This window comes from Parageobacillus thermantarcticus (assembly GCF_900111865.1).
In the GTDB taxonomy this organism is placed as follows: Bacteria; Bacillota; Bacilli; order Bacillales; family Anoxybacillaceae; genus Parageobacillus; species Parageobacillus thermantarcticus.
Genome location: NZ_FOJS01000057.1, coordinates 1 through 13,629, shown reverse-complemented (window position 1 = coordinate 13,629; position 13,629 = coordinate 1). Strand labels below are relative to the sequence as shown.

Annotated in this window: 13 protein-coding genes; 7 read left to right on the top strand and 6 right to left on the bottom strand. The window is 41.0% G+C overall.

Annotated elements, in window-relative coordinates; translation table 11 throughout:
- Window positions 1-245, bottom strand: a 245-nt coding sequence (locus BM278_RS16330) for an IS110 family transposase (RefSeq protein WP_143093477.1), incomplete at its 3' end; no start/stop codon positions are given.
- 128 nt (window positions 246-373) lie between these two features.
- On the opposite strand from BM278_RS16330, the gene BM278_RS18930 reads away from it, so the two are divergent.
- The 4 genes from BM278_RS18930 to BM278_RS16310 all read left to right on the top strand — a co-directional run bounded on the left by BM278_RS18930 (window position 374) and on the right by BM278_RS16310 (window position 5,530).
- Window positions 374-523 carry a hypothetical protein gene (locus BM278_RS18930; RefSeq protein WP_167359666.1) on the top strand — a complete coding sequence of 50 codons (150 nt, stop codon included), beginning with the start codon at window positions 374-376 and terminating at the stop codon, window positions 521-523.
- A 589-nt stretch (window positions 524-1,112) separates the two neighbouring features.
- Entirely contained in the window at window positions 1,113-2,423 is a 1,311-nt protein-coding gene (gene brnQ, locus BM278_RS16320) for a branched-chain amino acid transport system II carrier protein (RefSeq protein WP_090951885.1), read from the top strand.
- Window positions 2,424-2,778: 355 nt separating this feature from the next.
- Entirely contained in the window at window positions 2,779-4,128 is a 1,350-nt protein-coding gene (locus BM278_RS16315; protein ID WP_090951882.1) for a UDP-glucose dehydrogenase family protein, read from the top strand.
- A gap of 580 nt (window positions 4,129-4,708) precedes the next feature.
- A complete protein-coding gene (locus tag BM278_RS16310) occupies window positions 4,709-5,530 on the top strand; it encodes an undecaprenyl-diphosphate phosphatase (RefSeq protein WP_090951891.1) in 822 nt (273 codons plus the stop codon).
- A gap of 317 nt (window positions 5,531-5,847) precedes the next feature.
- Here the strand turns inward: BM278_RS16310 and BM278_RS16305 are convergent, their stop codons facing one another.
- The 4 genes from BM278_RS16305 to BM278_RS18925 form a co-directional block, all read right to left on the bottom strand.
- Window positions 5,848-6,447 carry a response regulator transcription factor gene (locus BM278_RS16305; RefSeq protein ID WP_090951879.1) on the bottom strand — a complete coding sequence of 200 codons (600 nt, stop codon included), beginning with the start codon at window positions 6,445-6,447 and terminating at the stop codon, window positions 5,848-5,850.
- Window positions 6,374-7,945: a sensor histidine kinase gene (locus BM278_RS16300; RefSeq protein WP_244151209.1), complete on the bottom strand. Its 1,572-nt coding sequence runs from the start codon at window positions 7,943-7,945 to the stop codon at window positions 6,374-6,376. The genes BM278_RS16305 and BM278_RS16300 overlap by 74 nt, the downstream gene beginning before the upstream one ends.
- 562 nt (window positions 7,946-8,507) lie before the next feature.
- Window positions 8,508-9,458 (bottom strand): polyprenyl synthetase family protein, encoded by a 951-nt coding sequence (locus BM278_RS16295; protein ID WP_090951874.1) that lies wholly within the window; start codon window positions 9,456-9,458, stop codon window positions 8,508-8,510.
- A gap of 6 nt (window positions 9,459-9,464) precedes the next feature.
- Entirely contained in the window at window positions 9,465-9,629 is a 165-nt protein-coding gene (locus BM278_RS18925; protein WP_167359665.1) for a hypothetical protein, read from the bottom strand.
- A 1,091-nt stretch (window positions 9,630-10,720) separates the two neighbouring features.
- Between BM278_RS18925 and BM278_RS16290 the strand changes: the two genes are divergently transcribed.
- Genes BM278_RS16290 through BM278_RS18920 form a run of 3 tightly spaced genes read left to right on the top strand, consistent with a single transcriptional unit; the run spans window position 10,721 to window position 13,242 of the window.
- On the top strand, window positions 10,721-12,175 hold the full coding sequence (locus tag BM278_RS16290) for a hypothetical protein (RefSeq protein ID WP_244151208.1): 1,455 nt from the start codon (window positions 10,721-10,723) through the stop codon (window positions 12,173-12,175).
- Window positions 12,176-12,233: 58 nt separating this feature from the next.
- A complete protein-coding gene (locus BM278_RS16285) occupies window positions 12,234-13,034 on the top strand; it encodes an ATP-binding cassette domain-containing protein (RefSeq protein ID WP_425272990.1) in 801 nt (266 codons plus the stop codon).
- A 1-nt stretch (window position 13,035) separates the two neighbouring features.
- Entirely contained in the window at window positions 13,036-13,242 is a 207-nt protein-coding gene (locus tag BM278_RS18920; protein WP_090951863.1) for a hypothetical protein, read from the top strand.
- 121 nt (window positions 13,243-13,363) lie between these two features.
- Here BM278_RS18920 and BM278_RS16275 read toward each other — a convergent pair.
- Window positions 13,364-13,629 (bottom strand): IS66 family transposase (locus tag BM278_RS16275; RefSeq protein ID WP_143093475.1); only part of this gene is annotated, 266 nt, incomplete at its 5' end.

Sequence of the window (13,629 nt, the reverse complement as noted above, 5' to 3'; positions counted from 1 at the left end):
GTCAAGTCGACATAGCCCTCGAGGAAGGCGAAGACCGGTTTCCAATACACGCCGGTGGATTCCATGGCGACATGGGTAACGCCATGTTCTTCGAGCCACTCAAGCAGGTCGCCAAGTCCCTTCGAGAACGTGGAGAAGGTTTGAATGTCCTTTTGAATGTGTCCATCTTCTTCCCATAGCGCGCAGGCGACGATGGTTTCGGCATGAACATCCAATCCTGCGCAGCGAGGATAGATGACATCCATGATGAAAATCCTCCTTTTCGATGATCGAGTGCGCAAACAGCGAATCCACGGGAGAAATGCGGCAGTTTTCCGTTCGTCGTCACCTTTCCTCCGCAATGGATGTTTTATTTGAAGATAGAACGAAGATTTTGAATTTAAAAAAGGGCGATTTTATCGGCGTCATGTATGAAGATAAAGAGCGCCGTCTTTTGTATTCCAATAATGCAGTACGCGAAGTATTTATGATCGGACAGGCTATACATTACAAAGGGAAAGAGAAAGTGCAATCCCGCGAATAAGGGAGCTGACCGGTTCGATCTTTTTTCTGAAAAGTCGTTCCTTTGCCTTACTCAGCACACCTTAATCAACAGATTGTGGACTATATTCATACATTTACTCCTATCTATGTATCTTACCGAACCTGCGAAAGTGTTGTGTAAAAACTCGGGTATCATGTATATCGACCGTTTAATGCATTCTTTTATGGTAGGTTTAAATAAAGACTACTATGATCGTGATTCGTTTTTCGAATTTTAAAAAGAAGAGGTAAAGACAATTTATTAGGATAAACGGGAAAAAGAAGACGGCGCGCTGTTTTTCACGGGCTTCCGTAAAGGGAATGCCCTTTTTTATTTTTTTTAAAATATTAAGATAAATAAAGAATAAAGTTTATTATTATGATTTCCTTTCATTTCCTTACATAACATTATTTTTATTACGAAATGTGATTATACAAGGATTTTTCTACATAATTTTCATTGACGTAATTGCGAAAAAAATATAATATTAAAAAAGTCGTAATTATATAAAAATATTAAATTATGTAGGAATAGGAATAAAATAATTTTATTTTCAAAATATTAAAAATTATATATGGAGGCGTCTGAGATGAAGCGAAAAGATGTTTTCTTTACGGGATTAATGCTTTTTGCCTTGTTTTTCGGGGCAGGGAACTTAATTTTTCCGCCGTATCTTGGCATGGAAGCAGGGAAGGCGGTTTGGCCAGCGATTTTTGGATTTGTCGTTACGGGGGTGAGTTTGCCCATTTTGTCCGTCGCCGCTATTGCGCTCGCCAAAGATGGGGTTCAATCGATTGGGAATTACGTTCATCCTCTCTTTAGTTTATGCTTTTCCATTACGGTCTATTTAGCGATTGGCCCGTTTTTCGGCATCCCGCGGGGAGCGAGCGTCACTTATGAAATGGGAATTAAACCGTTTTTTAACGGGAATGGCGGTGCGCTTTCGCTATTGCTATTTACCATTATCTTTTTCGCGATTGTTTATTGGCTAAGCTTAAATCCGTCGAAGTTGGTCGACCGCATCGGGGAAATATTGACGCCGATTTTGCTTCTTTCCATTGCCGTTCTTTGCGTCGCGGGAATCATTCGGCTGCAAAATCCGTTGCAAACGCCTGCGGAAAAGTATGCTTCCGCTCCGTTTTTTAAAGGATTTATGGAAGGATATTTAACGATGGATACGATCGCGGCGCTCGCGTTTGGGATTGTCGTTGTGAACGCTCTGAAAGATAGAGGCGTGCATCAGCAATCGGCCATGGTAAAAGCGACTATTCAAGCGGGGCTGATCGCCGGAACGGGTTTGGCGTTAGTTTATATCGCGACGGCGTTGCTTGGGGCAAAAATGTCTATAAACGGCCCATTCGCCAATGGCGGGGATTTATTATCGAACGCGGCTGCGCTTTTATTTGGCAGCGGCGGGAAGCTGTTGCTTGGCGTCATTGTCGCTTTAGCGTGTTTAACGACCTGCATCGGGTTAACGGCGGCGTGCGCGCAATATTTTCATGAAATTACTCCAAACATATCGTATAAAGCTTATGTGACGATCATCACGATTTTTAGCTTGGTTGTTTCTAATTTAGGATTGAATCAGCTTATTTCGCTTTCCGTCCCGGTGTTGACGATGATTTATCCATTAGCGATTGTGCTTGTCGTTATGTCGTTTTTCCATCGCTTTTATAAAGGTTCGGCGAAAACGTATGGGATGGCCTTGTTGTTTACCGCCGTGTTCAGCGTGTACGATGGCTTGAACGCGTTTGGCGTGGAGACTAAGTGGCTCGAGCCGTTGTTATCTTGGGCGCCGTTTTTCTCGGTTGGATTGGGTTGGGTAGTCCCTGCCATCATCGGAGCAATCATCGGTTTTGTGTTGGACAATATCGCCTTGAAGCAGCATAAAACGGCGTAAAAGACGGCGCGAGGATGGACACGCCCGCGCCCCGACCGTTTTTACCGTAAAGAGAGAAGGAGAGCCGGTCACAACAAGAAGTGAACGGCTCTTTTTTTGTTTGTTAGAATCGAAAGCTGCCATTGCAGTATTATAAGACAGTGCCCTGGCGAAATATCATCCATTTCCCTAAGCTGCGTAATCGTTGTAAATGAAAGAAGGGTTCATTATCGTTTATAATAACATCATGCATATGCGAAAAATAACATAATCCATTGTTTGGCTGAGGAAAGTGTTATGGCTTGCTGTATACTAGATTTCTCCTGACATCCATCGTGTTTGCGAGCGGAGGAAACGATTAAAGGTGTGATGAAATATGGATATTGCCGTAGCTGGTGCGGGATATGTAGGGCTGGTCACGGCGGCGTGCTTGGCGGAAAAAGGGCATAAAGTTGCGTGCGTGGATGTGGATGCCGGAAAAGTGGCGCTGCTTCAAAGCGGGAAGTCGCCGATCTATGAGCCTGGGTTGGAGGAATTGCTAAAGAAAAATCGCAAGCGGTTGTGGTTTACGACCGATAATGCAGCGGCATACCGACGGGCGGACGTTATCATCATCGCTGTCGGCACTCCGGAAGAGTCGGATGGATCCGTGAATTTGCGGTATGTGTGGGAAGCAGCAAAGCAGATCGCAGAGACGGCGGAAAAAGACTGCGTGGTGGCGGTGAAATCGACCGTTCCCGTCGGTACGGGCGATCAAGTGGAACGTTGGATAAATGAGAATCGGGAAAATCCCGTTCACATTGAAGTTGTCGCAAATCCCGAGTTTTTATCGCAAGGGACGGCGGTCAAAGATACGCTGCATGCGTCGAGAATTGTATTAGGCGTAGAATCGCCGCGGGCGGAGAAGGTCATGAAAGAGGTGTATGATCCGTTTGCTCTTCCTTATGTCGTGACAGACCGGAAAAGCGCGGAAATGGTAAAATACGCATCCAACGTTTTTCTTGCCTTGAAAATATCTTATATCAACGAAATTGCGAATTTGTGCGAAATGGTTGGCGCCAATATCGAGGACGTCGCGAAAGGAATGGGAATGGATCCGCGGATTGGGGGCCGCTTTTTGCGCGCCGGCATCGGATATGGCGGCTCGTGTTTCCCGAAAGATACGAAAGCATTGCGTTGGCTTGCGGCCGGTTGCGATTATGAATTGAAAACGGTGCAAGCGGCGATGGAAGTAAATGAAAGGCAAAAAGTCAAATTGATCGAAAAAGCAAGAACGTACGTGGGCGATTTTCGCGGACTGGAAGTGGCGGTGCTAGGTCTTACGTTTAAGCCGGGGACGGATGATATAAGGGAAGCTCCTTCCCTTGCCAATATCGCGGTGCTGCTTGAAGAAGGAGCGAATGTTCGCGTGTGGGATCCTGTCGGGATGGAAAACGCAAGGCGCGTGTTCCAAAAGGAAGTCGCGTATTGTTCGACGATCGCAGAGGCGATTACAAATGCGGATATTTGTTTTATTTTTACGGAATGGCAAGAAATCCGGCAATTTGACATCCGGCGATATGCTGCTTTAATGAAAACGCCGCTTGTATTGGATGGGCGGAATTGTTACAGTCTAGACAGCGCGCGCGAGGCGGGAATCATGTATGTGTCGATCGGCCGCGAGCCGGTGTGCCCGGCGGAGGTTCGCCGCCGGCTGCGGGAAAACGAAGATGTGCGGAATGGCTAGCAAACGCGAGGCAATGCCCGGCCTTTCCTGGCGGTAGCAAATGCAATCACAATAAAACTGACGAAGCGGAAACGAAGTCGAACAATTTGTATATATCGAAAAACTAACCTGCATATATTTTTTATGATAGGCAAAAAGTTGATTAGCTGGGGTTAATCAATAGAAATTCAATATAAAATATTTTGAGATTCATAAAATAGTCAATAAAGCCGCCAGCGAGCAAAATCGGACAACCAACCTAGATTGAAAACCTCACGAAAATGATCGGCGCAAGCTTTAAATTTTAAAAAAGGTCAAGTTCTCTTTATTGGATGAATTTGTGAACTTGGCTGCCGGAAAACGAAATCGCTTTTTGCTCTTACGCGAAGGGACTGATGGAGAAATTAGCGTGCAAATTTGGCATTTTTAGCTTTTCATTCTCCATGATCTCGACTTGTCGCCAAAAGAACGCAATACGCTATTTCTGAAATTTAATCTTGAAAATGGGGTCGACTATAAAAAGGATTTCTCGTATTCTTATAAAGGTGACATAGATTGTTGTCATGTGAAACGATACTTTGAAGGGAAAGGAATGCTCGCAATGGATATTATCACGATTATAAAAGCGATCATTTTAGGAATGGTCGAAGGATTAACGGAGTTTGCCCCTGTTTCCTCAACGGGCCATATGATTATTGTCGATGATATGTGGCTGAAATCGCAGGAGTTTTTAGGGAAATATGCGGCGAATACGTTTAAAGTCGTCATCCAGCTCGGCTCGATTTTAGCGGCTGTTGTCGTGTTTAAAGACCGGTTTTTAGATTTGCTCGGTTTTCATGGCCGCCATCCGGGCGGGCGTCCGCGGCTGACACTCATACATGTTATTATCGGGCTCATTCCGGCTGGTGTGTTAGGGGTGCTGTTTGAGGATTATATTGACGAGCACTTATTTTCGACGGCAACTGTGTTGATCGGATTAGTGCTTGGGGCGCTATTGATGCTCGCTGCCGATGTATTTGCCAAAAAGGCGCCAAAAGCGCAAACGGTCGACCAAATCACGTATAAGCAGGCGTTTGTTGTCGGCTTAATTCAATGTTTGTCGTTATGGCCAGGATTCTCCCGATCCGGTTCGACGATTTCCGGCGGGGTGCTGGTGGGAATGAGCCACCGCGCCGCGTCCGATTTTACGTTCATCATGGCCGTCCCGATTATGGCCGGGGCGAGTGGACTATCTTTACTGAAAAACTGGCAATATATTACGGCGGCTGATTTGCCGTTTTTCATCGCCGGCTTTATTAGCGCGTTTGTGTTCGCGCTCGTTTCGATTCGCTTTTTCTTAAAGCTGATTAACCAAATCCGCCTCGTGCCGTTTGCCGTTTACCGCATCGTCTTGGCGATTGTGATTTACATCGTGTATTTCTAAGATTAGAAGAACTGTTTGCCCGGTGGACGCATTCCATCGGGCTGTTTTTATGGCCAAGTCCTAATGTTTGTGTAAAATCCGACTCCCAGTCTGGCGAAGTGAGTCTCCGGAAAATAGAACCGCCTTGTGTCCGCTTCTTTTTGCATAAATTCCTAGATTTCATCTGTTTTTCCGTGAAAATGCGCGCGCTTGGAGCGGCCATTTTCATGCCGGGTGGAGAGCAAAGCGCGCTCATGGAACTTTTCTATGAAAATAACGAATCCATGAGCGGTTAATTTTCATGCTTGAGTGGCGAGTAAAGCTTACTCATGGATGTTTTATTCCAACAGCCCAAGTTTCATCGCTTTGACAACCGCTCCGACCCGTGAGTCGACATCCAATTTTCGCAAAATCGAAGATACGTGGTGTTCGACCGTTCTTCTGCTTATGTTTAACAGCTCGCTGATTTCTGCGTTTGTCTTATCCTCGGAAATGAGTTGGAGAATGTTTAATTCTATTTTTGTGAGAGGAGAATTATAATTGGATAATCGGTCAATCGGAAAAGATTTGATTCCTAAATGGCTTTGCCTAATCGCATTGGCCAATTCAAAGGCGGAATTTTCTTTTGTCACAAACGCATAAGCCCCAGCTTCGTAAGCAGCGTGAATGTATTCGTCATAGTCATACCCTGATAAAATAACGACTTTGCATGTTGGATATGTTTCAGTGATTTTCTTCGTCCATTCAATTCCGTTATCGTTTTTCATTCTTATATCCATGACAATGACGTCAGGGTTGTGCTTGATGATTTCCTCCTCTAAGTCGGCGGGATGGCAAATCGTATTTACAATTTCTAAATCAGCTTCATTTTCTAACAATTGTTGAATCCCAAGCATCACTAATAAATGGTCGTCCACTAGTAATACTTTGATTTTCATTTGTTCCATCCCCATCTATTGGCAGAGTTATCGAAACGCAAGTTCCAGCTCCCGGTTCAGATTGGATGTCAAGTGTGCCTTTTAACTGATTGACTCGTTTTTGAATCGTAATCAATCCTAAATGATTGTTTTGCGATAACTCTGATAAACGATTCGGTACTTTGAATCCAATACCATGATCTTTTACTTTTATGTTTAGGAAATTGTTCGTTTCTACAACAGAAACGAAAACCTTCTTTGACGAAGAATGTTTTATGGCGTTGTAAACCAATTCTTTGATCATTCGAAACACTTGAATAGAGAGGGAAGCGGGAATGACTCTCAGATTTGTATTATAATCAATCTCAATGATCACATTATGGTTTGTTTGGCATTTTCTTTTTAATGAATAGAGACTTTTCTCCAATCCCAAATCTTCTACTATAACCGGATATAACTCATGGCACATTTCCCTTATTTCAAAAATACTGCTACGGAGCGACTCTTTAATGTCTTCGAAAACTCCGTTATCCATTTTTTTATTTTTGCTTAGCAATTCAAGTTTATTGAAAAGCAGGATTAAATTTTGCAGCACCTCATCATGGAGGAAAACAGATAGCTTCTTTTTTTCCTCTTCTTGTTCATTAAGCAGCAGCAAATGAAATTGTTCGGAAGTGAGGGATTCTTTCACTGTTTCCTTTAGCTGTTTTTCGATTTGCTGTAACGATTTCGAGCTGGCAAATAATTCTGTCGCGTCGGTTCGAATTTTTTCGATGAGTCTTATTTCTTCTTTTTCAAAAACTGTCGCGTTCGTTTTCTCCCCGATGATGACCCATCCGATCGTTACATCCTCCATATTCATAGGATAGAAAAAAAAGTTCTTTCCATTGATATTCATTTTTTCAGGATGGCAACTATGATGAACGTAAGTCAGTAGTTCCGCATCGTTGATATGGAGAAAAGCCCCTGTTTTATGTAAAATCGTAGGGATGTTATCGTTTTTCCATATCAGGCATACTCCGCTAACATCGATCGTTTTATGTATTAAATCAGCAATGAGTTTTGCGCAGTATTCCAAATGCTTCCCGTTCAGCAATTGTTGAAGGATGAGCAGTTTTTCTTTTTGTATTTCTTGATTCTTAAGATCCCATTTTTTCATTTTTAAAGGTTCCAACCCTTTGTGGATCAGGTCGTAAACGACGAAGGTGCATACGAGCAGGGTGTTCATTAAGACAGCTGACTTTAAGTTGAATTTGTAAAACATAGCCAATAATAGGTTAAATGCAACTAAACTCAAAATCACTGCTAATAATTGAAAACTAATTTTTCGAAAGATTTCTCGAAAATCAACGACTTCTTGCTTTGTTAATAGATATGACAGTGTCATAGGAAAGACAATGATGCTGCTAAGACTATAATGAAAAGGAACGCCCGAAAAAGAAAGAAACGCATCTCGAATTAAGCTAAGAATGACAACAGGAGCAAACGATAGAATCAGGCCGGCGATTAAAAGATACATTTGATTTTTTATTTTATCGGAATTAGATCGAAGGTGTAAATAAAATAGGACAATACAAGATAGTAACGATAGAACCATGTTTGCGACAATGCATGGGCGAACGATCGTGCTGACGATGACATGGCGGTGAATGCCTACTAAGAAATAAATGAGCGTTGCGAAAATGGCAATAAATAATGTGATCATACGAACTCGGCGAAAAAATGTTGGTTTTGTAGATGAAGGAAAATGCTCAAAAAATTTCATAAGGATATAAGGGGCAAAAGAAACGGCGATCACTTCCAATTCTTTTGCCGGTTTTATATTCCAGCTAGAAGGAGTGGACAAAGCAATAGCCAGTCCGCTAATCAACATTAACGTGAAAAAATGTTGAACAACGATCGAGTTCGGTTTTTGCACATAGCTATAGATGCCAATGAACAAAAATGTCATTCCAATAAATATCGTGAAATAATGCTGAAAAGAAAAGTGCTCATTGTACATTTTTAATAGAGTATAACAAATAATGAAGACAGAAATGAGTAGCATGACAAAAGGAAAAGCTTTTTTGTTCATGTTATCCCTAGCTTTCCAAATAACTTTTTAAACGATTTACTTGAACTTGTTTTTCAGGAAAATGGGCAGTAAGCTGGTCCAATGCTTTATTCATATAGACTTTGGAGAGAATGAAACAGTAGTCGATTGCTCCGGTTTTACGTATATAATTCTTAATCTCCTGTTTTAATAAGGAATTGTGATCATTTATTTTCAGTTGATGGAGTTTCTTTAGCAGCCATCCATTATCTTTTTCGAAGCTATATTCAACGGCCTTAATGAAAGGAAGAGTGGCCTTTTGGTTTATTAAATCACTCTTATAATCAGAAAGAATATCTTTTGCGTCATTTTTCAGTTGACCGGCAATGCCGATGTCAGTCGCAATGGGACCCCATATGTTTTGGTTATGGATATCGCTGAGTTCACAAACTAGTTTTACTAAAGACGAAGACTTTTGTTTGATGAGATGAAAATACTCTTCTTCTGTCGGAACATGTTCAGAAATGACAAAATGTAAGTCTCTCCATTGTCCATTACAAGCGTTTTGTAACTCATGGATGATAATAGCAAACTTTTCATACACATCTGTTTTAGAGTTATGAAGAATGAGCCGAAACGCTTCCATCATAATAGCATTAGCAATGGTAATTGTTTCGCCTATAGATAACTGGCTGATTATCTCATCACTTTGATCATGATCGGAAATCTCATCAAAAATATCGGTCGCTAGAATAAGAAGCTCAATGGCAGCAGCGTGAGTGATAACAGATTGTCTGCACGTATCCTCATCAAAATGGAATGAGGATACGTATGCATAAAACTCTCCCCAAGAAAAATAAGTTTCATCATGATTAAATATTTTTCCTTTGCGGTGCAGCATATGGAAAATATATTGTATGATCTCTTGTTCTAACATACAATTAGTGGACAAGTGATTTTGCAAAAAGGTCTTTATTTCGCTTCTTCCAACAATATTCATTCAACCTTACACCCACGGATTTCCTTTCGCTTTCAATCCATCTTGCAGATACTCTACCAATGCTGAGAAGACTTCTGGACTTAAACTCTCCCTTGCTAACGCAAGTTCCGTTGTTCCGATGGAATCTTTCCCTAGTAGTGTTTGAAGAACATTCCATAAGTTTTGGTTCATAATACCTACCTCCAACCAATATTTTCATCAAAATTTTACACTATATTACAACTTATGTCATTATTTTTTGAAAAATGGGTATTTCCCGCAATCAAATTTGCGGAAAATACGGATGTTTTTTCTTTTTTCATTTGATAGATTGAAAGTAAGGTTGGCGGGCTTGATAAAGATTAAGTCCCAGAAATTGTGTAAAAAAAACGGCAAAAAGCGGTTTTGTTTTCCGATGATCTAAGTTCATGGACGGAGAGCGGAACTTTACGAATCATTCAAGCTTGATCGGCATCCGGTATCCCTCAAACATCGATTACGCGAAGCAGTAGTACAATGGTGATTAATATTATGTAAATATTCAAAAAATGAAAAGCCCCATAGAAAAAATCTTTAGAGGTTGTTCCTGTTTAGCGCTTAAACAGGGCGTTCAGTAAACAGAACAAGCGCGACAAAAATCAATCTCTAAGTACATAAATGAGGTGCCATACACTATGAACCTGTTTTTTAATTTATGGTTATTTTATGCGAAACAAATGCTGAAAAGTTTTCTGTATTTAGGAACGATGCTTTTTATGGTGATAATGCTGATTTCCCGATTTGTCATTAGACAGAATGACCTTCACGGAATGACTGATTATGGGAATTTTGTAGGGGAAATGACCTTAATTGTACAGGCCGTTATGCTTCTATTCATGGTTTTCTTTTATAAGTTATTTTCCGATGAATATAAATTTGGCGCCAACAATTTATTCATTGGATCTTTCCGAATTACATTATTAAAAATTGCCGCTTTACTATGCATTCATCTATTATTTCTAGCTGTATTTATCGGGATTCAAACTGCTTTGATTTTTATCTTTTACCGCGTGTGGGAAATTCCGTTTTCCTCTTTTTATACACAAACCGTGTCTTATGTCATCGTTTATTGGTACTTGCCGTTTGTGTTTTCCTTTTTCTTAGGGATCTTCACCGCTCTTTTGTTTGGCAAAAACAAATTGAGCTTCGTGTTTATGATTGTTATCTGGCTGGCGATCGGACCGATGAATACAACATTGTTTTCCCGCTATTTCCGGCAATTTTCCTTTTCAGATGTAGAAAGTTTGTTTTACATCGGTCCATTGAATATTAACGTTGTATTCGAAGATGTAATTGGGTATAATCTCAGTTTTTCTACGTATATGAAAATCTTTTTTTGGATCATGGCAGTGATGATCGCTATATTTGCGGCCCTTTTTAAAACAACCCGTACAGGCAGAGAGAAGATTGCGATCATTGTCGTTATTGTTTTTCTTTTAATAGGCAACACCTTTATCTTTCCAAAGATATTTGAAGGCGGCAAGCCCGTTTTTAGTTTTGCCGATTTGAATCAAGAGAGTTTGTACTATAAAAACCGCAAAGATGCCATTGATCCTAGCACTTTGCAATATACAATTAAACGGTATGACATCGAATTGGATGCAAGGGATCATGTAAAAGCCGAAGTGAAAGTAACATTGGATCAAATAAAAAGTCAAACGTTATCTTTTGTGCTCTATCATTTTTTTGATGTGAAAAAAGTGACCAATAAAGAAGGGAGACGTTTGCCGTTTACGCAACAAGGGGATTTTGTCGTGGTGAGACGAACCTCCACTCATCCTTTCGATGAATTAACATTTTATTATGAGATGAAAGATTCGTTCAAGATCCCAGTTTCTCCAAACTATTTATTTTTGCCTAATTACTTTAGCTGGGTTCCTACGAGGGCAAATCATGTGCCTTTTGATTTTAATCGTATCTACAATGAGGGCACTATTGTTTTATCTATGCAAACGAAAGAACCGATTCACTACACATTGTCTTTTAAGGGGAACGTGCCGTTTTATACGAATTTGCCGCGAAATAAAGACGGGACGTATAGCGGAGAAGTTTCTGGCGGGATTACCGCTGTTGCTGGGATGTTTACAAAGAAACACCTCGATGGATGGGAAATAGTGTATCCAACCGACTGGTCAGAAATTACAAAGGATTGGCCCACCTTTCAAAAGTACCTCGTCCAAGTGCATAAAGAAATAGTCGATATGTTCCAAATAAAAGATATGAAACTGCCAAATAAAATGATTTTGCTCGCTCCTAATTCGGAAATGAATTCTTATTTAAGCAGTGATCATCTTCTTTTTCAAATAGATACATTATTCAGCATTAGTTCTGAGAATACGTTGAAGGATATTCCTAAAGTATTTTTACATGCTTTACTTTGGAATTATGATAAACGAACTTTCTCTTCCTATGAACAAATAGAAGAATTTAATAAATTGCTAGCTAATGTTGTTCAAGATGAACTAGGACTCCAATCCCCAGGGATGTTTTTTTTAGATGCAAATCTGCCTTGGGCGTTTGAACAATATGACCAAGAAACACAGAATGTAGTTAGACGCTTATATGAAGAGTATTATCGTTTGCCTAATGAAAAGAAGAAAGAGTTTCTCGTGTTATGGTACAAAGAAATGCATCATGTGGCGGATAGCTGGTTCAAAACGGCGGAATTATTTCAGGAGTTCAAGGAGGGGATCCAATGATCAAGATATCTGGCGTGAATAAAAAGATAAAAAACATCAGATATTATCAGATATTTCTTTGCAGATCGAAGGGATATACGGATTAGTTGGACCGAATGGCGCTGGAAAAACGACGTTAATGAAAATACTATCCAGCCTCATTTCCATGGACGGGGGACGTGTGGAAATTGACGGGGAGAATTACGTGAAGGGAAAGTATGTGAAAGCCAATCATCTTATTGGCTACTTGCCGCAAGATTTTATGGTGTATCCGAAAATCACGGTAGAAGAAACGTTGGATCATATTGCCATCCTGCAAGGAATGATGAATAAAAGGGAGAGGGAGACAGCAATATGGGAGGCGATTAAAAAGGTCAATCTAACGGGGCATGAGAACAAGAAAATGATGGAACTATCCGGTGGAATGAGAAAGCGGGTGGGAATCGCGCAGCTGTTAATGAGAAAGCCGTCGATCTTAATTTTTGATGAGCCGACAGCGGGATTGGACATTGAAGAGCGGATTCGCTTTCGCAATTTGTTAAAAAATCTTGGTTCGGAGCATACCGTCATCATTTCCTCGCATATTGTCGAAGACATTGAGTTTTTATGTACAAAGATTGGCATTTTAAAAAGCGGGAGAGTTCTATTTGAAGGCACGCCAGCCGAGCTTAAAGCCCATGCGGAAGGATATGTTTGGGAATATCATGTATCACCGGAAGAATTGGATTGCATCATGGCGGAAAAGGAAGTGATTCAGCTTCTAGAAGAGGAAGATGGCGTGAATGTACGGGTGTTCGCGAAAGAAGGAGAAGAAGGAGCGAAACAAGTGGCACCAAGGCTTATCGATGGTTATTTAGCCGTTGTTAGGGGTGTGAACTAGAATGAGGGATTACTTAGAAAGCATTTATGCCACCTTTTTATTTGACCGAAAGACGATGGGGCTCACTTTTTTTGTTCCGATTGTGATGTTTGGATTATCTCTGTTGCTTATTCTGCTTGTTCCAAGAGAGCAAAACGGCATCTATAAACAATATTATTATTATCCAAGGAGTTTTCATTCCATTTTCTTGCTGGTGTCTTATGTATAGGCTGAGCGAAATGTATGAAGAAGGCGCGCAGGAAACATTAGTTCCGTAGTAACTATTCACCCCAGTGCTAGTGTATAAAAAAGCCCAGCACAAATAGGGCATTTCGGTCATAGAAAATGCTCTAGGTAGCGGAAAGAACTCGATCGATCGTTTCGCCTGCCAACAGAAGACATAACGAATCCCACACGTTTTTTTCGTGTTTCGTCAGTGTGGAAACGATGCTTCTTGCGATGCAAAACGACTGCGCGAATGTTTCTTCGCGAAACGTACCCGAAATGTTCTCTTTGACTTTGACCATGCGAAGATCGCGTTCGGCTTGGTTGTTATCAAAGGGAACATGTACTTCACGTAAGAAACGCAGCGCTTCTTCCTTTCGTTTTTGAAGGC